The organism is Pseudomonas sp. LBUM1659 (assembly GCF_059716045.1).
In genome coordinates, this window is record NZ_CP166797.1 from 3939326 (window position 1) to 3965103 (window position 25778).

Consider the following 25778-nt stretch of genomic DNA (forward strand, 5'->3'; position numbering starts at 1 on the left):
CTCAAGAATGCGACGCCGTATTAATGAGCTATACCCAATAAGTCCCCCCCATGCACTTCTTCCATTACTGGAGATTGGCAATGAAATTCTGCACTCCTCTGGCAGCGCTATTGGTCACCGCAAGTCTCTTCGGCTGCACCAGCTCATCAAACCACTCGATGAACCTTCCTCTGGCTGCGACCCACGCGAATCCAGGGAAGATTGCTACTACGACGTTGACTAGCGTGGGCGATCAAACCAATTTCGACTTCTACATCACAGGTGTTCCAACCGGAACCATCATGCCCCCGCGCATCTTCACGTTCATCAACAAAGGCAGCTGCCAGCAACCCGGACCAGTCGCCTATGCATTGAACGACAAGGTCAATACTGAACCCAATGCGGGGACCGGTGGGTGGACCTTTTACAGAAGCGCGCCGATAAAAATGCAAGACCTGCTTGCCGGCAATTACTCCGTTCTTCTGCGCACCTCACCCGAGGATGGCAACACCGATATTTTCTGCGGCAATGTCGCGCAAGCGACTAAATGAATTGCCTTGGACGGTGGTGCCCATCAGTGCCGCGATCATCAGAGGTCGCCACCTCCGAGCAACTGACGACGCCTGGCTCCCGGTGACATGGAAAACCAGCGACGGCAAGCGCGATTGAACACGCTCTGTTCGCTATACCCCAGAAGACCGGCAACCTGGGACATCGGCATGTGCCTTTCCACCAGATAGTGGTCGGCACGTTCGCGGCGAAGGGCCTCAACCACTTCATCGAAACTTCGCCCCTCCTCGGCCAACCGTCTTTGCAACATGCGCACGTGCATACCGAGCTGCTCGGCAATCAATGGCAAACGGCAACGCTGTATCGGCATCATGCGCAGGACCAGGCGTTCGACTTGATTGACGACACTCGATGTCGCTTGCAAGTCGAACTGGTTGAAATACTGCTCCAGTGCGTGATGCAAGTAGGGGGCATGTTGTTCGAGTCGCTGACTCAGTTGTTCGTCGCGCAGAACCAGCGCGTTGCAGGATTGGCCCGTGTACACCGTCGTTTTGAAATAGCGCCGGTAAGCCTGCGCAGGTGAGAGATGACTGGAAAACAGAACGGACTGGGCTACGAAGTTGTCGCCATACAGCAACTTCATACCGTTATGCGCCACCCCCATCGCCAGCTCCACCATTTGTCGTCGCGGGCTCGGTCCGGACAGCCGGATATCGATCACTAAACGCGGAGCTCGGGCCTCACTCAGGTCGAGATCAAGCTGGATGCCGGGGCTGTGGTAACCGATAAAACGGATGACTTGCGCCAGCGCCTCTCCCGCCGTTGCACACGTTCGAGCGATCACCGCAATCGGTCCGAGTACATGCAAGTCCTGATACTCGGCCATGCGCAGACCAAAATCAGGGCACTCCAGCTCTCGCGCGGCAAACTCCAGCAGCCCTACCAACGAACGCAGCGGCACGCGCGCGTCCTCGTCCATCAGCAGATCCGGATTGATGCGGAAGCGTTCAAGCATCACGTCAGCTTGCCCGCCTAGCTGGCTCGTCACTTCACGAAACCCGGTAAATGATGTTGTTCTGATCAAAGAAGTCATGTCATCAAAGATCAAATAAATGTCATGAGAGGTCAATAGTTTTCTGTATGTTTCAGCCAACAATCCATCCCGGTTATCCACTATTGCTTCCTTGCGAAGCAGCCCCTGTTCGCTCATCGGGATCGTGCTGTGATGGAATTCGACTACGTAATCATCGGCGCCGGCTCAGCCGGCTGCGTCCTGGCTAATCGCCTGAGTTCAAATCCCAATATCACGGTCTGTTTGTTGGAGGCCGGTCCGGAAGACCGCTCGCCTCTGATCCATGCACCCGTGGGGGTCGCTGCGATCCTGCCGAGCCGACATGTCAATTGGGCGTTCCAGACAGTACCGCAACCTGGCCTGAACGGACGTCGCGGGTATCAGCCGCGCGGCAAGGTGTTGGGTGGCAGCAGTTCAATCAACGGCATGGTTTATATCCGTGGTCATCACAGTGACTTTGACGACTGGCAGGCCTTGGGTAATCCGGGATGGTCGTTCGCCGACGTACTGCCGTATTTTCGCAAGAGTGAAATGAACCACCGCGGAACCTGCGACTATCACGGCGCGGATGGCGAACTCTATGTCGGCAAGAACCCGATACATCCGGCCACCCAAGCCTTTATCGAGGCGGCGCAGATGGCCGGACACCGTCATAACCCCGACTTCAACGGCATCGACCAGGAAGGCGTCGGTCAGTATGACGTGACTATCCGCGACGGTCGGCGTTGGAGCACCGCCACCGCTTTCCTCAAACCGATTCGTCATACCCGCAAAAATCTCACCGTGCTGACTTCCGTCACCGCCGAGCGCATCGTATTGGAAGGCAAGAAGGCCGTCGGCGTGGAGCTGCGCATCAAGGGCAACCGCCAGACGATCAAGGCCCGCCAGGAGGTACTGCTCAGTGCCGGATGCTTTGGTAGCCCGCACTTGTTGATGCTCTCGGGGATTGGCCCGCAAGCGGAACTCAAGCCACAGGGCATTCCGGTGCAGCACGAACTTCCCGGTGTCGGGCAGAACCTGCAAGACCATCCGGATGTTGTGCTCAGCTACAAAAGCCCCGACACATCCTTGATGGGGGTCTCCCTGCGCGGCGGCGCGAAGATGGGTAAGGCGTTGATCAACTACGTCCGGCATCGACGCGGCCCTTTTGTCAGCAACTTCGCCGAAGGTGGCGCGTTCCTGAAAACCGACGCCCACCTTGCTCGCCCGGATATCCAGTTGCATTCGGTGATCGCGATGATTGACGACCACAACCGCAAACTGCACTGGGGCCATGGTTTCAGTTGTCACGTTTGCGTGTTGCGCCCCAAGAGCGTCGGCAGCGTCGGTCTGCAATCGAATGACCCGAGCGCCCCACCGCGTATCGATCCCAACATTCTGGGGCATGACGATGATGTGGAGACCTTGCTCACCGGATACCGAATGACCCGGGAGATTATCTGGCAAGCCCCGATGGCACGCTACGGTCTGAAGGATATGCACAGCGAAGGGATATACGGTGACGAACAGCTGATCGAGCTTTTGCGCCAGCGCACCGACACCATTTATCACCCGGTTGGCACCTGCAAAATGGGAAGTGACGAACATGCCGTGGTGGACAGCCAATTGCGTGTGCATGGGATCGAGGGGCTTCGCGTGGTGGATGCCTCGATCATGCCGACGCTGATTGGCGGTAACACCAACGCCGCTTCAATCATGATCGCCGAACGTGCCGCCGACTGGGTGTCCGCTAGCTAGCGATCCTGGCCGTCAGTTCGTCAGTGGAGCCGCCTTTCTCGCACAGCGCGAGCGGCGGTTTTGGGTTGAATCAAAAATGGCGCTAAACATCGCTGCATTCAGCGCCATGCACCCTACGCCCGAGAGGCTTCTTTCAGACGGGGCAACACGCTCCCCTCGCCCACCACCGAATGAGCAAAAATGCGATTGGCCTCATCAACCGTGGCAGACTTTTCCTCCTCGACTTCACCGTTGAGCGCCTTGTTCATTTTGACCGTGTCCAGCGCCCCGACCCATTTGGCGATGGCCATGGTACCGACACCATTGCCGATGGTGTTGGTGATTGCCCGCGCTTCCGACATGAACCGGTCGACACCCAGCAGCAACACCATGCCCGCCTGCCCGTCCGGGTTGAAGGTCAGACCGGAGGGAATGATCATTCCGGCGACGGGTTTGGACACCCCGGCCTTTTCCATTTTGGAAATCATCTGCGGCAGCACCGATTCCGACGAACTGGTGCCCAGCACCGTGAACAGTTCTTCCTTGATGAACTTGAGGAACTTCCACAGGCTGAATCCGCTGTAGCGACAGATCGGGCCAAGCACAAAAATCACGAACACCGCACAGGTCAGGTACACACAGGCCATCAGCTTGCCAAGGGAGAACAGCGAGCCGAAACCGTATTTTCCGATGGTGAAGGCGATGGCGCCGAAAGCGCCGATCGGTGCCAGTCGCATCACCATGTTGACGATGCGGAACATGCCCTGCATCAGGCTGTCCAGGGTGTCGACAAAGGGTTTGCCCCGCGGCCCGACGTGGGCCAGGGCGATGCCGAGCAGAATGGAGAACAACAGGATTTGCAGGACGTTGCCCTTGGCGAAGGCATCCACAATCGTATCGGGGATGATGTTCATGACGAAGTCCATGAACGAGGCATGCTTCACCGCCGAGGTGTAGGTGGCCAGGCTTGAGGTGTCGAGGGTCGCGACATCGATGTTCATGCCCGCGCCGGGCTTGAACACATCGACCACCACCAGGCCGACCACCAGCGCCAGCGTCGACACGACTTCGAAATACAGCAGCGCGCGAAAGCCGACCCGCCCCAGCTCCTTCATGTTTTCCATGCGTGCAATGCCCGTGACCACGGTCAGGAAGATCACCGGTGCGAGGAGCATTTTGATCAATTTGATGAAGGCATCACCCAAGGGTTTGAGCGCAGTGCCGGTTTCAGGAACGAACACGCCAACGATGGCACCGAGGATGACGGCGATGAGCACTTGTACATAGAGTTTGCCTAATATTCTTTTCATGACAGGGCCCTGATTTTTTATTGTTGTCAGGAAATGCCAAGGAGTCAGGTCAAGCGATCTGCCCCTCGGCGTTGTGCCGCAGTACTACTTTGAATCGCTGGAAAAAATCAGCGGTTGATCAACGCGATGACCGCATCGGTAATCTGCCGAGTAGTGGCGTTACCGCCCAGATCCGGAGTATGCAAACCGCTTTCGGTCACGGCTTCGATAGCGGACATCAGCTGTTTGGCTGCGGCGAGTTCTCCGAGATGCTCAAGCATCATTGCCGCAGTCCAGAACGTCGCGATCGGGTTGGCCACGCCTTTTCCGGTGATGTCGAATGCCGAACCATGGATCGGTTCGAACATTGAAGGGAATTTGCGTGACGGGTTGAGGTTGGCGGTCGGCGCAATGCCCAGGCTGCCGGACAGCGCGGCGGCCAGGTCAGACAGAATGTCGGCGTGCAGGTTCGTGGCGACAATGACATCGAGTGTCGATGGCTTGAGCACCATGCGCGTGGTCACCGCATCGACCAATTCCTTGTCGATTTTGACGTCCGGGAAATCCTTGGCCACTTCGTAGAAAATTTCGTCCCACAACACCATGCCATGACGCTGGGCGTTGGACTTGGTGACCATGGTCAGGTGCTTGCGTGGACGGCTCTGCGCCAGTTCGAAAGCGAAGCGGTGAATGCGCTCGACCCCGGCACGGGTGAATACCGAGACTTCGGTGGCGACCTCTTCCGGCAGGCCACGGTGTACGCGACCGCCGTTGCCGGAATATTCGCCTTCTGAGTTTTCCCGCACGACCACCCAGTCGATCTGATCGCCGTTGTGTAGTGGGCTTTTCACCCCTGGCAGTACCCGAGCGGGACGTACGTTGGCGTATTGATCGAAGCCCTGGCAGATTGGCAGGCGCAAGCCCCAGAGAGAAATATGATCAGGTACGTTGAGCGCGCCGACGGCACCGAAGAAGATAGCGTCGAAGGTTTTCAGTTCATCCAGGCCACCTTCAGGAATGTAGTAACCGTTTTTCAGGTAGTTATCCGAGTTCCAGTCAAAGTGTTTGAAATCAAGTTGGAAGCCGGACTTTTTCGACAGGGCTTGCAGCACCTCGACGCCAGCGGCAATCACTTCGACACCGATGCCATCGCCTGGAACCGCTGCAATTTTGTATGCGCTCATGGTCAACTCCACTCTTTTAACGTTCTTGTTGTGCCTGTCGAACGGGCTGTTCAATCAGGGTGTGAGCGGAGTATATGTAGTGAACAAATAGGTGTGAGTTACTCAGAATCACTACATAAATAACTTTGAGTTACGAATGAGCCAGACCCTGGATTTGTCATTTTTTTACCTCTTGGCCAATAAAGGCAGCCTCGCCGCGACCGCACGGGAATTGGGTATCACACCGCCGGCGGTGAGCAAGCGTCTCACCGCGCTGGAGGCTCGATTGGGCGTCCGCCTGGTCAACCGCACGACACGCTCAATGAGCCTGACCTCTGAAGGTGAACTGCTTTTCTCGCATGCCGCCCGCATCCTGACCCAGATCGATGAGGTCGAGCAGTTGATCCATAGCAGTCGGGCTACGCCTAAAGGCCTGATTCGGGTCAACGCGTCGTTGGGGTTCGGTCGCCGTTACATCGGCCCTGCCCTGGGTGCGTTCTTCGCACAGTACCCGGAGGTGGAAGTACAACTGGAAATCAGCGATCACCCGCTTGATCTGACGACGCACGGGTTTGACCTGGGCATTCGATTCGGCACGCTGCCGGACGCCGCCTTCCATGCACGCAAGATCGCGTCCAATCGTCGACTGTTATGCGCATCGCCGCTGTACCTGGAAAAGCATGGTGTGCCGCAACGCCTGACGGACTTACAGCAACACAACTGCATCTTTCTACGGCAAAACGAAACGCCCTACGGCGTGTGGAGTTTCACCAACGGTGGGCGCACACAAAACATCAAAGTCCGTGGAGCATTGGGTTGCAATGACGGTGAAGTGGCCCTGAACTGGGCGTTGGAAGGGCACGGCATTCTGTTGCGAGCCGAATGGGACATCGCCCGATACGTGCGCAGTGGCCGCTTGCGATTAGTACTGGAAGACCAGACACCGACACGCGCCGATGTCTATGCGGTGTACCCGCAACAGTTACACCTTTCAGCGCGAGTGCGCAGCTTGATCGATTTTCTGGTTGAGCGTTTCAAGCACATTGACCACCTGGAAGAAGCGGCAGATCTGCACGACTGAACAGCATTGGCCCGCCCCTTCCCGATGCATGCATCAGCGCCCTCGAAACGACGGTTGCCAGATCGACAATGCACCAAGAGCGCAGCTCAGAGATCTGGATTAACATTCAAGCTGATACCCTTCAAGAATTTACAAGCTGAGCAGAAAACATGAATCGTCGTAAAAAAATACAGCAGTTATTAAAGGCTCACGCCAAAAAGGCCAGTGCCAAATTGGCACCGGCAAGCAAGTCTAAATACATTAGTAAAGCTGACCGATTGAAGCTGGCCGCTGAATCCAGTGACGACTCAATCATTTCCTCTGAGAGCTGACCCATGTAGCTCAACCACCACCGGAATTTACAATTCTGGTCGGGCCAGGCATTCCGATGGCACGTAGGAGGCGGCCTGACAATTCATTCAAGCCCAAGCCGCTTCTTGGCAATCCGACGGACATCGAGATAGTAAACCTCAAAGTGGCGAACACTGAAGCCGTTGGCTATTTAAACAGCGGCCCCCTAGAACTTTTCCCTATTTATCGGTCTATGTGGATAGGCACATCCGCTGGGTAAGCGCGAACCCGCAGGCTTCCCCGCAACCAGATGGCCCCACGTCCAATTGTCAATCAGAGGTTGTCTTCGCTCATGAAATTCCAAGACCCACGGATGGTGCTCTTCGGCCTGTTCGCGTTCGCGGCAGTGGGCTCGGCATCAGCAACACAGATGAAGACCTCAACCTCTGTTTTCGCAACTGAAGTCACAGCCGTTCAGGCTCCTGTCCAGGCCGCCGGTAACCCTTGGCCGACCTTGGCTAGTATGGCCGCCAAGCAGCCAGGTCCGTTGCTTGCCCATGACGATCGATACTGGCACGACGGCCGTTGGCACGACCATAGAGACGATTGGCGCCGAGACGACTGGCGTAGAGACAAGTGGCGTAGAGAGCAAGCCCGCCAAGAAGCTGAACGCCATCGTGATTGGGAGCGCCACCAAGATCGGGCCATGCGGCAACGCTACGAGGACGATCAACGCTACTATCGTCGCTAGTGCAAAGCCACGGAATCAATCCGCCCGCAACACGGGCGATACTCCGCCAACCTGCAAAACCAGGACTCAAACCGGCCCGAAATAGCAGTGCTCGCCCACTAGGTTGTAGAAATCAGGCGGAATACGTCGACGAGGCAGAATCGGATGTTTGTTCAGCGCTTCCCAAGTGAAGTCTGATCGTTCGCAATGGGTGGTTTTCAGCCCCTCGTGACAGGCAGAAAACGGCCAAAAAACGGCCCTTCTCGACCGGTTAAATCCATGTCGCCTTAGGGCAAGCAGGCCCTACCAAAAGCGGCTGGTGAAATAGGGCCGCTACTCTCTCCACAAATGGGGGCTTGACTAGTTTGGATGATTGCCAGAACCCTGGGTGTCTCAGATAGACCGCACCTTTCTCTACGAAGAACCAGAGATACAAGTCATGAATGAGGAGTCGCCATAGCTCTGGGCAGCTTCAACAAGACTGAGCTAGTTTTACCTACAAGCTTCGAGTGCTTGGAGTTCTTCCTGCTTCGGCATCGCAGTGAGCGGCACCGTAAGCCCATCTGCACGCGGCACCTTTGGGGAAGAAGCAGTGCTCAGCATGAGTCTTCTGGCTTTATTCCTAATAGCGATCCACTGCCTACCGTCAAGGAGTTGTGATGCGCGCCACAACGTTTTCAGTCGGTCAACCCGCCCCTTGGTTCCATTGCCGCACTCAACAAAGAGAGCGCTTTTGTTTCGACACTATTGCCGGTCGGTATGTAGTGCTTTCTTTTTTCGGTTCTGCGGCTGATCCCGCATCAATTAAAGTTCTGGAAGGTGTTCGGGCCCATCGTCAGCGGTTCAATGACGATCAAGTCTGCTTCTTTGGTGTTTCCGTAGATCCGGATGATGAAAAGCTGAAGCGGGTAGAAAGTGCGATACCTGGTGTGCGCTTCATCTGGGACTTCGATCGGTCAGTTAGTAAGCTCTACGGTACATTGCAGTTAGACGGCAGCATCAGGCAAATGACCTATGTGCTGGATCCTGCGTTACGTGTCCTGGCCATCGTCCCGATAGAGACGCGAGTTGATAACCATGTACCCTCGTTAATGCGTTTTCTGGATAGATTACCCGCACTGGCGCCACCACATGCCGCCACTCCACACGCACCCGTCCTGGTAATTCCCCGTATATTTGAGCCCACGCTGTGTAAAGCACTAATAAGTTACTACGACGAACGTGGCGGAGTGGAATCCGGGTTTATGGTGGAGCAGTCGGGTAAAACCGTCCACATCACCGACCATGGCCACAAGCAACGTCGTGACTGCACTATTGAAGACGAGGCTCTATCCAAAGCATGTTCGTTGCGTATAGCCAACCGTCTGCTTCCAGAGCTACATAAAGCGTTCCAGTTCAATGCCACTCGAATGGAGCGCTATCTTGTGGCCTGCTACAACAGCGAGGAAGGCGGGCATTTCCGGCCCCATAGGGATAACACAACGAAGGGTACAGTGCATCGCCGTTTTGCCGTTTCCTTGTTTCTTAATACGGGAGAGTACGACGGCGGCTCTCTGCATTTTCCCGAGTATGGAAAAATGCTTTACACCGCGCCAACAGGAGGGGCCGTGGTGTTTTCGTGTTCACTTTTGCACGAAGCCACTCCTGTAACCCAAGGTCGCCGTTATATGTTTCTCCCGTTTCTATACGATGATGCTGCTCGCGCCATTCGAGAAGAGAATCTCCCATTTCTTAACATCTGACTCGTGCTCAACAACCCAAAGCAGACGTTGGCAAAAGGTAACCGTCCGGCCAACACACCTTCCTGACACCGTCGCTTGAGGCGATGGTGTCCACCTAAGTTTTAAGTGGACACCATTTTTAGCCTTTTTAAGCGGACGCCCATGCCACAAGAACGCCGTTCCTATTCCAAGTCCTTCAAGGCCCAGGTCATCGCGACCTGACTTGCCTTTCCGACATCCTGCCCACCGGTTATCACGGGACGGTCACAGCAGGCGTAGGACCTGGTAGCACGGTGTATATCGCCGGGGCAGGCCCGGTCGGTCTGGCCGCAGCGGCTTCCGTCCGGATGCTGGGAGCGGCAGTGGCAATTGTGGGCGACGTCAATCCTGTACGCCTGGTGCATGCCAAGGCTCAAGGATTCGAAATCGCCGATCTGTCGCAAGACACTCCGCTGCACGAGCAGATTGCGGCCCTGCCTGGGGAGCCTGAAGTCGACTGTGCGGTAGATGCGGTCGGCTTTGAGGCGCGTGGACATGGCCATGCGGGGGCCGGGCATGAGGCCCCTGCCACCGTGCTCAACTCGCTAATGGGCGTGGTCCGGGTGGCTGGCAAGATTGGCATTCCCGGTCTCTATGTGACGGAAGATCCTGGTGCTGTTGATGCGGCGGCAAAAATCGGTAGCTTGAGTATTCGCTTTGGTCTCGGCTGGGCCAAGTCCCACAGCTTCCACACCGGCCAGACTCCAGTAATGAAGTACAACCGACAGCTCATGCAAGCGATCATGTGGGATCGGATCAATATCGCTGAAGTGGTGGGCGTGCAGGTCATTAGCCTGGATCAGGCACCCAACGGATACCACGAGTTTGATGCCGGTGTACCGAAGAAATTCGTCATCGATCCACACAAGACCTTCAGTGCAATCTGAACAACCCATAAATCGATAAGTCGTGAGGTTCATGAGGCGAGACAAGTGGCCCTCATCGCGAAATAGCAGTAGCGATGAGGGCCAAACTGCACATGCCCAATGTTCTGTGGGTCCAGGCTGTGTGAAAACGCATTCACGGTTTTGAAGTCTGCGTTGCTACGTAAAATCTGCTGACCTTTGATTAGTAAGCAGACCTGAAATTTGCATAGGACCGCAATTTTCATTGCGGTTTTGCCTGCTAAACACGCTCAAAAACTTTTTCACACAGCCTGGGTCGGGGGCAGCCGTTGAAATACCCGGCACGACCCGGCCAAGTCGAGCGAACAACAAAAGTTCACGCCCGCTACTTCTCTATTATTGTCTGGGGGAGTTCCACTCATCTTTGAATAGCGTCGAGTTTACGTGCGTGAAGGACTGTGCCAGTAACGCATATGTCCCACTTCGGATATCAGGCCCGGTTTGAGGGGATCCTTAAATTGCCGGTGGCTTCCTTTCACAGCCGCTTTGTACCAATCCAATCACTTCAACACTCCGCATCCTCCTTCGCCCAGACTAGCAGTTTGCGTGGCTATGGTTGATTGTCTATGGTTGATTGGGCGTCGTGAAAAAAATGCTCCCTAGTTTTCATTATTCAATTAACAGAGGATTTAATAATGCAGCGCAAACTGATTGTTATAACAGCCTTGCTACTAGCCGCCAGCTCAATGACCATGGCCGCTGGCAGTACCGGAAAAAAACCTGTTTCAACGTGGACCTGTGAAGACTTCCTTGACGTAACTGAAACTGACCGGCCAGTCGCAGTGGGTATCGGGGAGGTGGTGAGCCGCAAGGGTAAGGTGGAAGATGAGGTAGTGGATGTTGAAAGTATCGCTACCGTTACCCCTGCGTTGATTCAGGTGTGTGGCCAGGAACCAAAGGCATCCTTTATCACCAAGCTCAAAGCTGAATGGGCAAAAGTTAAAAAAGCTATGTAAGTTCAATGGGTTCCACCGACAGGGTGGAAAACATTACTAACAGGCAGTGTCAAAACATGAAATCAAACAAGGACGCTGAAGCGCCCTTGTTTGGATAGTTGTGCGCCCGGAAGAATTTTCCGGCAGCCCACTCCTGACCTGCTGCACTACAAACAATGGACGAGCCCCCTGAAAGACAGGACACCGTTTCCCCCATAACACTTAACATAAGGGATAGGCAAACGACTGTGTATATGACTAATAGAAACGATAAGGATGGGGAGCTTTTGGGCCAGGAGCGGCGTCGCTGCTGGAGTCCGGAGCAAAAACTGGCCATGGTTCGCGACAGCCTGCAACCGGGGCAAAGCGTTTCGGTGGTGGCTCGGCAGAATGGCGTTAATGCCAACCAGCTGTTTCAGTGGCGCACGCTCTATCAGAGTGGCAGTCTCTCGGCCGTCAGCGCCGGAGAAGCCGTGGTGCCAGCTTCTGAGTTGGCCGACGCGCTCAAACAGATCCGTGAGTTACAACGGATGCTCGGCAAGAAAACCATGCAGGTCGAGATCCTCCAGGAAGCCGTGGAGATCGCGCGCTCGCGAAAATAGATTGCGCACTCACCCTTGTTGCCGGGGGAGGACCAGTGAGCTGATCAGTGAAAGTCTCGGTGTAGCGCGCTCCCAATTGACGGTTCGACTCAACCCCCAAACGGTGCCAAGCAGACGTCGGCGCGTGCTGGACGATGCCGTTTTGGTCGAAGAGATTCAGGCTGAAGTCAGTGAACTGCCCAGCTATGGCTACCGCCGTGTGTGTGTGTGTGTGGGGGGGGCTGCGTCATCGGCGTGAAACGCAGAGTCAGGCGCCGATCAACGTCAAGCGGGTCTATCGTGTCATGCGCGATCACCAGTTGCTCCTGGAGCGACGGATTAAACAACCCGGTGTGGCACGCCGCCACGAAGGCCGTTTTTGCCGTCGCCACCAGCGATACCCGCTGGTGCTCGGACGGGTTTGAGTTTCGCTGTGAAGACGGCGCCAAGCTGAGCGTGACCTTCGCCCTGGACTGCTGCGACCGCGAAGCCATCGGCTGGGTGGCCAGCCCGACAGGTTACAGCGGCGACGATATCCGTGACCTGATGCTGGAAAGCGTGGAGAAGCGTTTCGGCGATCAACTTCCCACCACGCCAGTGCAGTGGCTCAGCGATAACGGCTCGGCCTACATCGCCGAACAGACACGCCTGTTTGCCCGAGAGATCGGCTTACAGCCGGTGACTACGCCAGTACGCAGCCCGCAGAGCAACGACATGGCCGAGAGCTTCGTCAAAACGATCAAGCGCGACTACGTCGCGCACATGCCCAAACCTGACCGGGAAACAGCCTTGCGTAACCTGACGATTGCCTTTGAGCATTACAACGAGGAGCATCCGCACAGCGCGCTGAAATACCGCTCACCACGCGAATTTAGGCGCTTGGCTGCGGTATCAATTTAACGGGGTAAAGGTGTCCGGTTTAACAGGGCCAGTCCAAACAACAAGCCTCCACGCCTCAACTAAAATCGACACAAGCGGGCCCGAATGGTAGCGATTGTATTGTCTGCCGAGCAGCCGCTGAACGCGTAAGCTTCCCGAGTGACTGGGCGTTTATTTCGCAGATAAGGTCGGGCGCACTACACGAAGACACCCTGCCAATTTGCAGAGCTTGGGGACGTATCATGACGCAACTACTCGGCTTTGAGCTCGACATTTGGAACAAGGCCGACGAAGCATTGCCGCTGTTTGAGACGGCGGCAATCGAGCTTCCGAGGAACTCGCGTATTCGTTACAACCAAAGTCTGCTGTTGCTGAAAATGCAGCGCCGTACAGAGGCACAGGCGGCACTGGAAGCGGGCCTGGCCCAGGTGCCAGACGATGCAGACTTGCTCTATGCGATGGTTTACCTGCATGGATCCGCCAATGAGCGGCAAGCGGCAATCGACTACGTCCGTCGCCTGGAAGCGGTTGCTCCGCAGGATCAGCGTCTGTCCAGTCTGAAGCGTCAATTAGGGTTGCACTAGGGCACTGGGCAGCAGCATCTGTAGGGACGACGGCGACGGTCGACATAGCCGTCAATTTTGTTGCCGGGCTACTGGTCAGCTCAGACACAAAACCGGGAGTCGTGCTTGCTGAACCCGGATTGGGTACCGCAATAAAAACTGACAGCTTGATGACGCGACAACCCGCTTGAAAGCTGCCATTTGTCGGCCTCAGGCTGATTGTGGACGCAGCTTTATTGACCTTGACTACGCTCCACGAGGGGCGAGGGGAATTTCGGGAATTCAGGAGAATTTCAATGAAGCGTTCGGCATCGGTATTAGCACTTGCTGTGAATTTCGCATCAAGACCATCGAAATCAGGATCTCTCGTGTTGGGGATCCTGGCTTGTATGTTGTCAGCCATACTGACAACACCGGCCTTGGCCGAGCAAACCACCGGTGAGCCGGGTTCGCCCGATGCGACCACCACGATTGATGGCCGCTACCTGCCGCCGCCACCTCCTCCGTTCCAGGGCCAGATCAACCTCAATGCCATGCAGTCGAAGGCAGCGTGGCCGGCCCGCGTGGTGCCCCCCAAGGGTGCGCCGAATATCCTGGTCATCATGACCGATGATGTCGGCTTCGGCGCGCCATCGACCTTCGGTGGCGTCATCCCGACGCCGACCATGGACCGCATTGCCCAGAATGGCCTTCGCTATACGAACTTCCATACGACCTCGCTGTGCTCCCCGACGCGAGCGGCGTTGCTCACCGGGCGCAACCACCACTCTGTGGGCTTCGGTGTAATCTCTGAAATTGCAACCGGCTTTCCAGGCTACGACAGCATCATGGGGCCCGAAAGCGCCACCATAGGCAAAGTCCTTCAAGAGAACGGCTACCGCACTTCGTGGTACGGCAAGAACCACAACACACCCGCTTTCGAGACCAGCCAGGCCGGACCGTTCAACCAATGGCCGACCGGCATGGGGTTCGATTACTTTTACGGGTTCAACGCCGGTGATAGCTCTCAGTGGGAACCGATGCTCACCCGTAATACCACGCCGATCACCCCCTTCGACGGGAAGCCCGGATGGAATCTCATTACTGCCATGGCGGACGAAGCCATCAACTGGATGAGTCAGATCAACGACGTCGACCCGTCGATTCCATTCATGATCTATTACGCGCCGGGGGGCACGCACTCGCCGCACCATCCGACGCCGGAGTGGATTGAGAAAATCAGCGCCATGCACCTCTTTGACAAGGGCTACGAGGCCGTGCGGGAGCAGATATTTGCCAACCAGAAAAAGCTGGGGGTGATCCCGGCGGATGCCCAGCTGACACCCTGGCCGAAGGACTTGCTCAAGGCGTGGGACCAATACACGCCTGAAGAAAAGAAATTGCTCATCAAGGAGGCAGATGTCTACGCAGCCTATCTGGCCTACACCGACAACGAGATCGGTCGCGTGGTCCAGGCCGTGGAAGACCTGGGCAAGCTCGACAACACGATCATCGTTTACATCAGCGGCGACAATGGTGCTTCGGCTGAAGGCTCGCCAATGGGTACCTGGAACGAGCTTCTTCCATTCAATGGAATCAATCTGACTGCGGCCGAGCAAATGCCTATGTACGATGCCTGGGGCAGCAACCAGACTTATCCGCATTACTCCATTGGTTGGGCCTGGACTTTCGACACGCCGTACAAGTGGACCAAGCAGATCGCCTCCTACTTCGGCGGCACCAAGAACGGCGCGGCGATTTCATGGCCCGGTCATATCAAGGACGTTGGCGGTATCCGCTGGCAGTTCCACCACGTCATCGACATTATGCCAACGCTACTGGAAGCTGCCGGTATTACCGCACCGGTCCAGGTTGACGGCATCGCACAGAAGCCGCTTGAAGGTGTGAGCATGGCCTACACGTTCGACGCCAACGCCGGTGGGCGCGATGCCAAGTCGCATCACACCACCCAGTATTTCGAGATGCTGGGTACTCAAGGTCTGTACAACGATGGCTGGATGTTGAGCGCGGTGCCCCTTCGCGCACCGTGGAACCTGACCGGCGCAGCAATCACTGATCCCGCGACAGCGTTCAAATTCGAGCTCTACGACCTCAGTAAAGACTGGACACAATACACCGACGTCGCCGCACAGCAACCAGTGAAGGTTGAGCAAATGAAGGATTTGATGTTCGGCGAGTTTGCCAAATATCAAGTACTGCCACTGGATGCCTCGGCGGCAACGCGGTTCATAACACCACGCCCCAGCCTCGCGGCGGGCAGGACGGTCTTCAACTATTCGGGCGCGACCATCACCGATATCCCGGCTGGCAACATGCCGAACCTGCTCAACAGCTCCTACACCATCACCGCCGAGGTTGACGTACCCAAGGCAGGTACCGAGGGCATGATCATCAACGAAGGTGGACGGTTCTGGGGTTACGCGCTCTACATGGTGAAAGGTGCACCCACGTTCACCTATAACCTGCTCGGCCTCAAGCGCACCAAATGGCAGGGGCCTGAACTGACACCGGGCAAGCACACGATCGTATTCGACTTCAAATATGACGGACTCGGTGCCGGCACCTTGGCCTACAACAACGTGAGCGGAATCGGTGCTGGCGGGACTGGGACGTTGAAGGTGGATGGCAAACCTGTGTCCACCGAGCGGATGGAGCACACCCTTCCGCTCACCAAACCTCTGGACACTGTATTCAACATCGGCGCGGCCTCCGGTACGCCGGTGAATGACCAGGACTACCAGATCCCGTTTGCATTCACCGGCAAGATCAACAAGCTGAATATTATGATCGACCGGCCGAAGCTGTCACCCGCGGACGAGAAGAGGCTGCAGGAAGCTGAAGCGAAGGTGGCAAGCGACAAATAATCTCGGGAGAGCGTTGGATCGTTGCCAACGATCCAGCCTCTGATTTCACTGGCCTGCGCGGTCATCCACACAGGCCAGTGAATGACAAACGGTCAGGGACGGCAAACAGCAGATTGCATCCTCTTGGAACGCTCAAGTATTGGATGGGAGCTACCCACTTCCTGACCAAAATACTTCCGCGGGTAGGTACCGTAATGAGCCACGAATCAAGTACAGGTCTCGCATAGCATTGAAATAACGCGGCAGATCATGGCAATAGGACGCCGAGATCGTGGTAGCTGAAAGCGCTATTTGTAGGTGTAGAGGCGTGCAACCACCACCTTTGACGGCAAATTCAGAGGACGCTGGGGTTCGTCAACAAAGCACGGCATTTCCAATCGCTGGCGAGAAGCACAACCCAGGAGTGCATCTATGTACGACTATGTCATCGTAGGAGCCGGTTCGGCCGGCTGTGTTCTTGCCAACCGCCTGTCGGAGGATCCCGACATCAGCGTCTGTGTGATTGAGGCCGGGCCTTCAGATGCACTGACGTTCATCCACACACCGGGCGCTTTCGGTTTGTTTATGTTCACCAAAAAGTACGATTGGTCGTACGAGGCGAAGTCGGATCCGGCCCTGCGCCATGGCAAACCGCTTTTCTGCCCTCGTGGCAAAACCCTTGGTGGGTCCAGTTCGATAAACGGCATGGTCTATACCCGCGGCCACCGGTCCGACTACGACGGCTGGGCCGCGTTGGGTTCCCCAGGCTGGAGCTATGACGAGGTGCTGCCCTATTTCCGCAAGGCGGAACACAATCAGCGCGGTCCCGACAAGTATCACGGCGACCAGGGGCCCTTGGCCGTGTCGGACAGCGAGCTCAACTACACGATTTCGAAGGTCTTCATCGAGGCGGCCGAGCAGGCTGGCATGCCGATGAGCAATGACTTCAACGGCGAGCAATATGAAGGTTTCGGGGCATTCCAGTTCACCATCGCCAATGGTCGGCGCTGTAGCACTGCAGTGGCCTATCTGCATCCGGCCATGAGCCGACACAATCTGACGGTGATGACCGGTGCCGACGTTGTGCGTATCGAGTGCGAAGGCAAGCGGGCGGTCGGTGTTACCGTTGAGCACAGGGGTGGACAAGCAACGATCAAAGCCAAACGCGAGGTCATCGTTTCAGCGGGTGCCTTCAACTCACCGCAACTGCTGATGCTGTCAGGCATCGGGCATCCGGACGAACTCAAAATGCATGGCATCCCGCTCGTCCATCCCTTGCCAGGGGTCGGCAAAAATTTGCAGGAGCACCCCGATACTGCGGTGCTCACCACCAGTCATTACCACGGCGGCGTGCAACTCTCCCTTGGAGGGGTGCTACAGATGGTCGGTGAAGGTATTGAGTATTACGGCGCCCATCTCGGCAAACTACGGTCCTCGTTCACCGAAGTCGGGGCCTTTCTGAAAACTGATCCGTCCCTCGCTGTGCCGGACATCGAGCTTTGCACCTTGCCGCTGCTGTTCGACGATTCAGGACGCGATCTGAAGCTGATGACAACCGATGGCTACTCGTGCCACGTGGGCTGTATACGCCCCAAAAGCCGTGGCACAGTCAGTCTAGCCAGCGCCAATCCGACCCATCAACCGATCATCGACTTCAACTTCCTCAGTCATCCGGATGATATGAAAACACTGATCGGCGGGGTTCGGCTGGTGCGCAAGATTTTGGCCGCCCCGGCCTTCGATCCATACCGGAAGGAAGAGCTGTTTCCTGGTAAGGATGTACAGTCCGACGAGGACCTCGCCCAAGCGATCAAGGACAAGTTCGGCCTTGAGTATCACCCGGTCGGTACCTGCAAGATGGGGCAGGACGACATGGCAGTGGTGGACGCCGAACTGCGCGTTCATGGCATGCAGGGGTTGCGCGTTGTTGACGCTTCGATTATGCCGACTCTGGTGGGAAGCAACACCAATGCTCCGACCATCATGATTGCGGAGAAAGCCGCTGACATGATTCGCAATCTAGCGCCGTTAAAACCTGCTGCGACATAGATTTCGAATGTTAAACCCAGTGCGAGTGGTCGACGTTTTCGTCGATGAACTCGACCTGGGTGCACTTGGGTTTGAGGGCGTCGATCTTGCTGTCACGGGGCGTCCGGCCTACCACCCAGCGATCTTGCTGAAGATCTATATCTACGGCTATCTCAATCGGATTCAGTCCAGCCGCCGGCTAGAACGCGAGGCCGAGCGCAACGTCGAGTTGATGTGGCTGACGCGGTGATTAGCCCCGGACTTCAAAACCATTGCCGACTTTCGCAAGGACAACGGCAAAGCCATTCGCAGCGTCTGCCGCCCGTTCGTAGTGCTTTGCCGCAACCGCAGTCTCTTCTCTCAGTCGATCATCGCCATCGACGGCAGCAAGTTCAAAGCCGTCAACAACCCAAGGACATCGAGGCGCAGCTCCACGACAGTCCAGACCAGCAGATCTCTCTTACCGATCCAGATGCACGCTCAATGGCCACGAGCGGCCGAGGCACCGGAACGGTTGGCTACAACGTACAAACAGCGGTCGACGACAAACACCATCTGATCATTGCCCATGAGGTGACCAACGTTGGTAATGATCGTGGGCAACTGAGCAATATGGCGAACCAGGCGCGTGAAGAAATCGAGGCTGAATCGCTAACGGTGGTGGCCGACCGAGGCTACTACAAAGGTCTGGAAATCCTTGCATGTGCTCGCCTACAACCTCAAACGAATGATGAGCATCTTCGGCATCGCAGGACTGCTTGAGGTGATCAGGGAGTAAATCCAGCCGCTTGCTCGCCCGTTAGTAGCAGTTTGGGCCGCTGACGCGGCCCAAACGGCATTACGAACGTCTATGTAGCTGACTAAGGTAATTCGCGCTTCCGCCCGCTGATTCCACAGGCAACCCTCGCGACTCTCGGTTTTCGAGGTATTTAGCGCGTTTTCACACAGCCTGGGTCGCTTGCAGCCGGCCACGACAGCTTGAATTAGCAGCCTTTACGGGAGTGATCGGCGCCAGCCTGGACGTCGACACTGCGCAGCTAAAAGTGCGCAGTATCTGGCCCGGCGGCGGGCAGGCTTGTCCACAGGGATACGCTCTGCGTGACTTTGGCCATCTGGGTGATTTCCACCTGCAACTTATCCTTGCCGAGCAGGTAGTCGGCCAGCTTCTGCGAAAACGGCCAGTAGTTCAGGTCGGCAGTCAGGGTCAGCGGCCCGACGGCGTCGGCCGGCACCAGGAAGGAGAACTCCCGAATATCGTAGCCCTTGGGCAGAATGCGGTTATCCGAGAGAATTTGCGTGGCATTCCAGACCTCGACATCCAACGGATTGCCGTCCTTGTCGCCTATGTGCACTTTGAAATTTCGCGTGTTGTCCTCGGTCTTGCCGTCCTTGATTGAACCCAGTCGATAGAGCTCGCGACCACTGGCATCCAGCACCCGGAAATCGATCCATATCTCCCGTCCCTCCGGAAAGCCGGTCGGCAGCTTGTGCCCGGCGCCGACATTGGAAACTTTGACTGCGACTGAGGTGTATTGCCCGGGAATGATGGCTGCCGGAAGTTGCTCGAACTTTATTTGCGCCGCGCGTGCGAGCATGTCGCGCCCGCGTTGCGCGCCCTCTTCCTGACCGAGATGCTTGAGCATCGTAGCGTTGGCTCCGCTGAACCAATGCGAGGCGACCTGCTCACGGTCTGGCCCCATGATCGCGGCCTTACCCGCAAAACCCGGCATATGGCAGCTCTGGCAGGTTACATCGTTAAAGCTGTAGGAACTCTCCTGCCATTCGTCATAGGTGCGCTCGACCGCCACACTGCTGAACGGGTGCGTGACGTTGTGGCAGGTGGCGCAAAAGTCCGAGCGTGTGTGCAGAGCGGAATACACGGTGTCGTGATAAGGCGAAACGGCATCTTTACGCGGGCCGAACTTGGTCGGTTTACCGTGCGCTCGAGGGCTCAAGACATAGGCGCCGTTATCGAGGCCGGTGCGGGAACTGATGTTGTGGCAGGTCTCGCAATCGACCCCAGGCATTGGATGATTTTTTTCGCTGTCTTCAATCGAGGAGCGGTTGACTTGCGAATTGATCTGCCCGGTCGTGAGACCGATCGGGGTATGGCATCCGGTGCAGAAGTTATCGACCTTCCCCTCGGTGGCCGAACTCGCACGCGTGAGCAAGGCCCGATAGATGGGTTCATCCCAGGCTTGGGACATCATCGACGAGCGCCACTGCTTGTAAATCTCCGTATGGCAGGCGCCACATACCTGGGCATTGTCGAAGTCTTTTACATTCAACACCAGGTTGCCGGGAGTATTGGCCCGGTGCGGAAAGAACGGCATCCCGCCATTCACATGCATGAGCCTGGAGCGAGCCGGCTCCAGCCACTTCTCATTACTTTGATTGTCGTTGCCCTGAGGTTCGTCGGCCGCCACCAGAGTTACCGTAAGCAGGCAGGCTAGAAAGAACAAAAGACGACTAACGGAAGGTCTGATCAACAGGTAGATCAGGTTGTGGACAAAGGCTGCCAGCGAAATGCTCAAGTCGACAATAGTGAGCTTGACGCCTGCCGGGACATTGAATACGGCCGTGTAGGGGCCGGTGCGCATCGTCCAGAGAATAATCAAGGCCGATAACCCGTTCAGCGCTACCTGCGCACACGAATATTCAGGGTGGTTCATAAGAGTTTCCCCAGGACGGTTGCAGAGGCTGAACGCAGCACTTCCATTGAGTTGACAGGGGTACTTCATCCTGCAAGCCAAGGGTTATAGGTACAGCTTCTCAACTCTCCACCTTTAATGAACCGGAGAAGCTCACTGGGTAATTACGATGCAAGGACTGTGACAAAACATGTGCAACGACCTGAAGGTCCGCACACATTGGTCAGAGGCTGAAATTTTGTGCTAATCGAGACTCGGCTGAGCAGCACCACCCATTAATGGGGGAGTTCACTCCGAAATGGGGGGGGTATGGACACCGGACCGTCTCACGCTAATTGTCTGCGCCAGGTGCCGGGTGACGTGCCGAACTGACGTTTGAAGGCGCGACTGAACGCGGCTTCGGATTCGTAGCCAACTGCAAAGCCGATTTGCGCCACACTGCCGCGACCTTCGCGCAGGTGTTGAGCCGCCACGTGCATACGCCAGAGCGTCAGGTATTGCATCGGTGGCTGTCCGACCAATGCCGTGAATCGCTCCGCGAATACCGAGCGCGACATACCCACTTCAAGCGCCAGGGCTTCTGCAGTCCAGCCCTCGGTTGGACGAGCATGGAGTAGCGCCAGTGCGCGCCCGATATGCGCATCTCGCAAACCCGCGAGCCACCCGCGCCGCTCAACGGGGAGGCTTGCGACATACTGGCTGACGGCTTCGACGAATAGCAGTTCGGATAGCTTGGCAATGACCGTCGTCGAGCCGACGCGTCCCGCCGCGATTTCGCTGACAGCGAAACGGAACGAGCTTTCGATCCAGGCTCCCGAAGCCGTCGCGCGAACGTCTAATTTCAATACGGATGGCAGCGACGAAAGCAACGGACTGAAGGGTGTTTCAGAGCCGAGGAATCCACACAATAGCTGCGTGGCCTCGCCGCCCCCACCGTACTTGATTCGTGAAATGCCGCCGACTTCTGGCGGCTGAACAACTTCGCTCGCCGGCATGGGCGCAATGCTCAGGTCGCTGCCAAAAGTATGGGGGTCATTGCGAGGAAGCAGGACGAGTTCGCCTGCCCCAACGTCGATGTTGGCACCACCATCGATGCGCAATTGCATGTGCCCGGCGGCGACAAAATGCGACGCAATGATATGCCGAGGTGCCGCCAGGAACGGGTTGCAATCATCCGCCGAGATTCTTCCGTTGATGCACCAGGGCGCAGTGAATTCTGCCTCGAGGAAGACTCCTCCAGACAGCCGAATCACACGCAAGACATCAGAAAGCGCATCCAACACTTGCCCGCCCTCTTTTCCGGACGCCTGAGCAGGTAATCCGGCGCACTGGTCATTCACCGCCTGAACGGCGAGACCTAGATTAGCACCAACGCGGACTCAGCGATCGAGGCTATCCCCCCCGATGCTTCACCTGTGGTCATTGGCTCCGACGTCAACCGTAATTGCCCCGTTTCACCCGACCAAGGCAACAGGAGATTTTTATGAACAGCGTCGCTACCCTACTCAGCTCAGAGTCAGACAACGCCGATCGTTATGCGCAAATTGTCAGATCATCAAAAAAGGCTGAATGGCAGATCGATCGCGATTTGCTACAGGACCGGAGTTTCGACTTCTCGCGCAAATTCTTGCCCGATGGACTATCGCAGATCGACCGCCTGACCTTTCTCGCCGGGGCCGAGGCGCGCCTGCTCAGTCAGATTCAGGGCCGGACCTATGCGTATATCTTTGGCCTGGTCGAGCGTTTTATCAGTGCCAAAATGCTCGATCAAGGTCGAGCCCATGTCTTTGACAATCAGCTCGCACTCGAAGCGCTGGTGCGCTTTTCCAACGACGAGATCAAGCACCAGGAGTTGTTTCGGCGCATGGAGACGATGATGGGTTCGCACTTGCCTGCGGGGTATCGTCAAGTTGCCGATCCCAACGACGTGGCGCGTGCGGTACTGGCGACCAGCACTTGGTCGGTGCTGGCGCTGACCTGTCATATCGAGCTGTTTGTTCAGGCGCACTACGTACAGAGCATCGCGCCGCGCGAGGAGCTGTGCCCACTGTTCAAGGATGTCTTCAAATTTCACTGGAAGGATGAAAGCCGGCACGTCGTACTCGATGAACTGGAGTGGAAGACGGAGCACGCAAAACTCTCGCCAGCCGAGTGCGACCAGGCGGTGAACGATCTGATTGCGCTGGTGGCGGCCGTCGACGGAATTCTTCAGGCGCAATCGGCATCCGATGCCGACTACTTTATTCGCAATGTTTCACGCCCGTTCAGTGTCGATGAGACAACGCAAATCAAAGCCTGCGTGCTGAGCGCCTACCGCTGGCAATACATTGTATCGGGCGTGCAGCATCCACACTTTGGCCGGCTGCTTGCGCGTATGACAACGCCAGCACAAATGACCAGGATTCAGACCGCACTGGCACCCATCATGAGCCATTGATCGACTGCGCGCGACCGACGCCTCGTCGGCCGCGCGGCTGTGGGAAGACGTGCTGAAAATGAGTTTTTGAGGATGGCGGCCATGACCATACCGATGTGGATGCTGCTTGGGTTTGCGACCTGGACTTTGCTGCTGTTGATGGCAACCGTCGGCGTGTACCGCTGGGTCGCCATCTTGTTCTCGAATGTGCCGATTGCCTCGTTCCGAAGCGATCAGCTCGAAGGCGAGGATTGGTATCGGCGCGGGACAAGAGCACATGCCAACTGTGTGGAAAATCTGCCTGTCTTTGCCGTCATCGTGTTCGTGATTTCAGCGCTTGGTGTCAGCGGCCCTGCAGTGAACTACTTGTCCACACTCGTCCTGATCGCTCGCGTTTGCCAGTCTTTGGTTCACGTATCCCATGTGCAAACCGATACGTTTGTGGCGATTCGGTTTACCTTCTTTTGTGTTCAGTTGGTGTGTTTTCTCGCGCTCATTGTGATAGCCGCTTGTTACGGCTAAGCAGCAGCTCAAGCAAGGCGCTTCGGTCGTTGATAGTCGTCAAAACTCGTGCATCTCTCTTCCACCTCACTGATTCTCATCCTGCCGTTTGGCCCCATCTACAGGATACGTCGCGAGGTAGCTGTTGACCGCAGCGCCTAATGTCGGAAAAAACGCGGTTTCGCCAAACTGCGTGAAAAGCCCGAATCGCTTCAGTTTGTCCTTGACCGGATCTTTCATCTCGGCCAGGCACAACTCGATGCCCGCCGCGCGCAATGTTTCGTCCAGTTCGGCCAACATATCGGCAGAGGTCACGTCCACACTGGTCATAGGTTCCGCCGCAACGACCACCCAACGTACCGGCGTAGGGGACGTGGCCACCGCGTCCAGAACCCGCTCATTGAACAACTCGGCGTTGGCGAAAAACAAAGGCGCATCCCAGCGGAAAAGGACCAGGCCGGGAAGGAGTCTTGCGTCAGGAAAGCGCTTGATGTCATGGTAGCCCTGAACGTCATCGACACGTCCCAACACCGTAGAGTACGGCCGCCAGCCATCCCACAGGAATTCAATCACCGCAATCAAAATGGCCAGGGCAATCCCCTCGATTGCACCAAACACAGCGACGCCGACGGTGCAGGCAATGGACAGCCAGAACTCCCAACGCTGAATGCGATAGATGCGTCGCAGATCCGTGACCTCGATCAAGCCGATGGCCGATGCGATCACCACCGCTGCCAGCGCGCTGTTGGGCAGGTCCTGCAACAGGTTCGGCGCCACCAGCAACAGCAAGGCAACCGCCAGCGCTCCGACGACACTGGACAATTGGGTTTTGGCGCCTGCGGCCTCAGCCACCGGTGTGCGTGACGAACTGCTGCTGATTGGAAAACCCTGGAAAAAACCGGCCGCCAGATTGGCGACGCCGAGCCCCACCATCTCCTGGTTCGGATCAACGTAAGTACGCGAACGTGCCGCATAGACACGCGAGAGCACGCTGGTGTCGGCGAACGAGACAAGCGCGACGGCGAAGCCGCCGATCAGGACCGGGACAATATCGGCTTGAGTGATCCAGGGAATGGCGAACGCAGGCATGCCTTGTGGAAGCTCGCCGAGGACCGATATGCCGTATTTCGAGGCAAGGTCCAGCACACCGACGGCGATGGTTGCACCTGCCACGGCAATCAAAATACCCGGTATGCGTTTGTGCCCCTTGAGCAACAGGATCACCACCAACGTTGCGGCGCCGACCGCGAACGTGACCCAGTTGGTTTTTCCGTCCAGCACCGCAGTGACAATCGCCCACATGGTTCGCAGCGGCCCGCCTGACTCGATCTTGAAGCCGAAGAATTTGGGCAATTGGCTAATCAATACGGTTAGCGCGATACCGTTCATGTACCCGTAGCGAATCGGTTTGGAGAGCAGTTCCGTGATGAAGCCCAAGCGCGCTATGCCAGCCAGGATACAGACCACCCCCGACACAATCGCCATCATTCCCGCCAGGGCGACGGCGCGGTACGGGTCGCCGCCCGACAGTGGCAGGATCACGGCAAGGATGACGGCCGCCAGCGAGGAATCCGGCCCCAGCACCAAAATCCGGCTCGGCCCGAATAACGCATAAGCCAGCAGCGCAATGATGGTCGCGTAGAGGCCATAGATGCCGGGTACGCCCGAGGCCACCGCGTAGGCGATACCCACTGGCACCAGCATGGTGGTCAGGACGAGTCCCGCGACGATGTCATTTCGCAACCAGGCTATTTGATAGGTGAGTAGCGTGTTCAGTCCAGGCAGCCAGCGGCGCCAGTGTTTCTGATCGGCGCCTGCTACCCGATGTGCAATACGGCCAGGTTCCGGGGCGGAAGGTACAGAATTCGAATCACTCATAGAACTGTAACCCCTTGGTGTTCAGCGC

The 25778-nt window shown here is 56.7% G+C and carries 18 protein-coding genes and 4 pseudogenes; 16 read left to right on the forward strand and 6 right to left on the reverse strand.

Annotation, left to right across the window (positions count from 1 at the left end):
• Window positions 1–80 precede the first annotated feature (80 nt).
• A complete protein-coding gene (locus ACA048_RS17795; protein ID WP_497625601.1) occupies window positions 81–530 on the forward strand; it encodes a hypothetical protein in 450 nt (149 codons plus the stop codon).
• Between the two features lie 38 nt (window positions 531–568).
• On the opposite strand, the gene ACA048_RS17800 is transcribed toward ACA048_RS17795, so the two are convergent.
• The gene (locus ACA048_RS17800) at window positions 569–1537 is read right to left on the reverse strand and encodes an AraC family transcriptional regulator (protein ID WP_497625602.1); all 969 of its coding nucleotides are present in this window, start codon (window positions 1535–1537) and stop codon (window positions 569–571) included.
• 177 nt (window positions 1538–1714) lie between these two features.
• Here ACA048_RS17800 and ACA048_RS17805 point away from each other — a divergent pair, with 177 nt between their 5' ends.
• Window positions 1715–3298, forward strand: a complete 1584-nt coding sequence (locus tag ACA048_RS17805; protein WP_497625603.1) for a GMC family oxidoreductase — start codon at window positions 1715–1717, stop codon at window positions 3296–3298.
• A gap of 113 nt (window positions 3299–3411) precedes the next feature.
• On the opposite strand, the gene ACA048_RS17810 is transcribed toward ACA048_RS17805, so the two are convergent.
• Entirely contained in the window at window positions 3412–4587 is a 1176-nt protein-coding gene (locus ACA048_RS17810) for a cation:dicarboxylate symporter family transporter (protein WP_497625604.1), read from the reverse strand.
• A 107-nt stretch (window positions 4588–4694) separates the two neighbouring features.
• On the reverse strand, window positions 4695–5750 hold the full coding sequence (locus tag ACA048_RS17815; RefSeq protein ID WP_497625605.1) for a tartrate dehydrogenase: 1056 nt from the start codon (window positions 5748–5750) through the stop codon (window positions 4695–4697).
• 136 nt (window positions 5751–5886) lie between these two features.
• Between ACA048_RS17815 and ACA048_RS17820 the strand changes: the two genes are divergently transcribed.
• The 12 genes and pseudogenes from ACA048_RS17820 to ACA048_RS17875 all read left to right on the forward strand — a co-directional run.
• A complete protein-coding gene (locus ACA048_RS17820; protein ID WP_497625606.1) occupies window positions 5887–6810 on the forward strand; it encodes a LysR family transcriptional regulator in 924 nt (307 codons plus the stop codon).
• 149 nt (window positions 6811–6959) lie between these two features.
• Window positions 6960–7121: a DUF2986 domain-containing protein gene (locus ACA048_RS17825; protein WP_223517388.1), complete on the forward strand. Its 162-nt coding sequence runs from the start codon at window positions 6960–6962 to the stop codon at window positions 7119–7121.
• A gap of 311 nt (window positions 7122–7432) precedes the next feature.
• A complete protein-coding gene (locus ACA048_RS17830; RefSeq protein WP_497625607.1) occupies window positions 7433–7831 on the forward strand; it encodes a hypothetical protein in 399 nt (132 codons plus the stop codon).
• A 638-nt stretch (window positions 7832–8469) separates the two neighbouring features.
• The gene (locus ACA048_RS17835; protein WP_497625608.1) at window positions 8470–9552 is read left to right on the forward strand and encodes a 2OG-Fe(II) oxygenase; all 1083 of its coding nucleotides are present in this window, start codon (window positions 8470–8472) and stop codon (window positions 9550–9552) included.
• Between the two features lie 191 nt (window positions 9553–9743).
• A pseudogene (locus ACA048_RS17840) lies at window positions 9744–10457 on the forward strand (MDR/zinc-dependent alcohol dehydrogenase-like family protein); the annotation flags it as partial.
• Between the two features lie 653 nt (window positions 10458–11110).
• Window positions 11111–11431, forward strand: a complete 321-nt coding sequence (gene hdeA, locus ACA048_RS17845; protein ID WP_497625609.1) for an acid-activated periplasmic chaperone HdeA — start codon at window positions 11111–11113, stop codon at window positions 11429–11431.
• A 233-nt stretch (window positions 11432–11664) separates the two neighbouring features.
• Window positions 11665–12891 (forward strand): annotated as a pseudogene (locus ACA048_RS17850) (IS3 family transposase).
• Window positions 12892–13112: 221 nt separating this feature from the next.
• Window positions 13113–13454 (forward strand): tetratricopeptide repeat protein, encoded by a 342-nt coding sequence (locus ACA048_RS17855; protein ID WP_497625610.1) that lies wholly within the window; start codon window positions 13113–13115, stop codon window positions 13452–13454.
• A 275-nt stretch (window positions 13455–13729) separates the two neighbouring features.
• A complete protein-coding gene (locus tag ACA048_RS17860; RefSeq protein ID WP_497625611.1) occupies window positions 13730–16297 on the forward strand; it encodes an arylsulfatase in 2568 nt (855 codons plus the stop codon).
• Between the two features lie 116 nt (window positions 16298–16413).
• Window positions 16414–16497, forward strand: a pseudogene (locus tag ACA048_RS17865) (hypothetical protein); the annotation flags it as partial.
• A 211-nt stretch (window positions 16498–16708) separates the two neighbouring features.
• The gene (locus ACA048_RS17870) at window positions 16709–18325 is read left to right on the forward strand and encodes a GMC family oxidoreductase (RefSeq protein WP_497625612.1); all 1617 of its coding nucleotides are present in this window, start codon (window positions 16709–16711) and stop codon (window positions 18323–18325) included.
• A 13-nt stretch (window positions 18326–18338) separates the two neighbouring features.
• Window positions 18339–19009 (forward strand): annotated as a pseudogene (locus tag ACA048_RS17875) (transposase); the annotation flags it as partial.
• Window positions 19010–19341: 332 nt separating this feature from the next.
• Here ACA048_RS17875 and ACA048_RS17880 read toward each other — a convergent pair.
• Window positions 19342–20976: a multiheme c-type cytochrome gene (locus ACA048_RS17880; protein WP_497625613.1), complete on the reverse strand. Its 1635-nt coding sequence runs from the start codon at window positions 20974–20976 to the stop codon at window positions 19342–19344.
• A 305-nt stretch (window positions 20977–21281) separates the two neighbouring features.
• Window positions 21282–22238 carry an AraC family transcriptional regulator gene (locus ACA048_RS17885; protein WP_497625614.1) on the reverse strand — a complete coding sequence of 319 codons (957 nt, stop codon included), beginning with the start codon at window positions 22236–22238 and terminating at the stop codon, window positions 21282–21284.
• A gap of 200 nt (window positions 22239–22438) precedes the next feature.
• On the opposite strand from ACA048_RS17885, the gene ACA048_RS17890 reads away from it, so the two are divergent.
• Both ACA048_RS17890 and ACA048_RS17895 read left to right on the forward strand, forming a co-directional pair.
• Window positions 22439–23392: a diiron oxygenase gene (locus tag ACA048_RS17890; protein ID WP_497629889.1), complete on the forward strand. Its 954-nt coding sequence runs from the start codon at window positions 22439–22441 to the stop codon at window positions 23390–23392.
• Window positions 23393–23473: 81 nt separating this feature from the next.
• Window positions 23474–23893, forward strand: coding sequence for an MAPEG family protein (locus ACA048_RS17895; RefSeq protein ID WP_497625615.1), 420 nt, complete (start codon window positions 23474–23476; stop codon window positions 23891–23893).
• Window positions 23894–23959: 66 nt separating this feature from the next.
• Here the strand turns inward: ACA048_RS17895 and ACA048_RS17900 are convergent, their stop codons facing one another.
• Entirely contained in the window at window positions 23960–25750 is a 1791-nt protein-coding gene (locus ACA048_RS17900) for a SulP family inorganic anion transporter (protein ID WP_497625616.1), read from the reverse strand.
• Window positions 25751–25778 lie beyond the last annotated feature (28 nt).

Excerpts from the sequence above, each read along its gene's own strand:
- ACA048_RS17880 (WP_497625613.1), bottom strand. The coding sequence starts at position 20,976 with ATGAACCACCCTGAATATTCGTGTGCGCAGGTAGCGCTGAACGGGTTA.
- ACA048_RS17860 (WP_497625611.1), top strand. The coding sequence starts at position 13,730 with ATGAAGCGTTCGGCATCGGTATTAGCACTTGCTGTGAATTTCGCATCA.
- ACA048_RS17870 (WP_497625612.1), top strand. The coding sequence starts at position 16,709 with ATGTACGACTATGTCATCGTAGGAGCCGGTTCGGCCGGCTGTGTTCTT.
- ACA048_RS17825 (WP_223517388.1), top strand. The coding sequence starts at position 6,960 with ATGAATCGTCGTAAAAAAATACAGCAGTTATTAAAGGCTCACGCCAAA.
- hdeA (WP_497625609.1), top strand. The coding sequence starts at position 11,111 with ATGCAGCGCAAACTGATTGTTATAACAGCCTTGCTACTAGCCGCCAGC.
- ACA048_RS17890 (WP_497629889.1), top strand. The coding sequence starts at position 22,439 with ATGAACAGCGTCGCTACCCTACTCAGCTCAGAGTCAGACAACGCCGAT.
- ACA048_RS17815 (WP_497625605.1), bottom strand. The coding sequence starts at position 5,750 with ATGAGCGCATACAAAATTGCAGCGGTTCCAGGCGATGGCATCGGTGTC.
- ACA048_RS17795 (WP_497625601.1), top strand. The coding sequence starts at position 81 with ATGAAATTCTGCACTCCTCTGGCAGCGCTATTGGTCACCGCAAGTCTC.
- ACA048_RS17810 (WP_497625604.1), bottom strand. The coding sequence starts at position 4,587 with ATGAAAAGAATATTAGGCAAACTCTATGTACAAGTGCTCATCGCCGTC.
- ACA048_RS17895 (WP_497625615.1), top strand. The coding sequence starts at position 23,474 with ATGACCATACCGATGTGGATGCTGCTTGGGTTTGCGACCTGGACTTTG.
- ACA048_RS17830 (WP_497625607.1), top strand. The coding sequence starts at position 7,433 with ATGAAATTCCAAGACCCACGGATGGTGCTCTTCGGCCTGTTCGCGTTC.
- ACA048_RS17900 (WP_497625616.1), bottom strand. The coding sequence starts at position 25,750 with ATGAGTGATTCGAATTCTGTACCTTCCGCCCCGGAACCTGGCCGTATT.
- ACA048_RS17835 (WP_497625608.1), top strand. The coding sequence starts at position 8,470 with ATGCGCGCCACAACGTTTTCAGTCGGTCAACCCGCCCCTTGGTTCCAT.
- ACA048_RS17820 (WP_497625606.1), top strand. The coding sequence starts at position 5,887 with ATGAGCCAGACCCTGGATTTGTCATTTTTTTACCTCTTGGCCAATAAA.
- ACA048_RS17805 (WP_497625603.1), top strand. The coding sequence starts at position 1,715 with ATGGAATTCGACTACGTAATCATCGGCGCCGGCTCAGCCGGCTGCGTC.
- ACA048_RS17855 (WP_497625610.1), top strand. The coding sequence starts at position 13,113 with ATGACGCAACTACTCGGCTTTGAGCTCGACATTTGGAACAAGGCCGAC.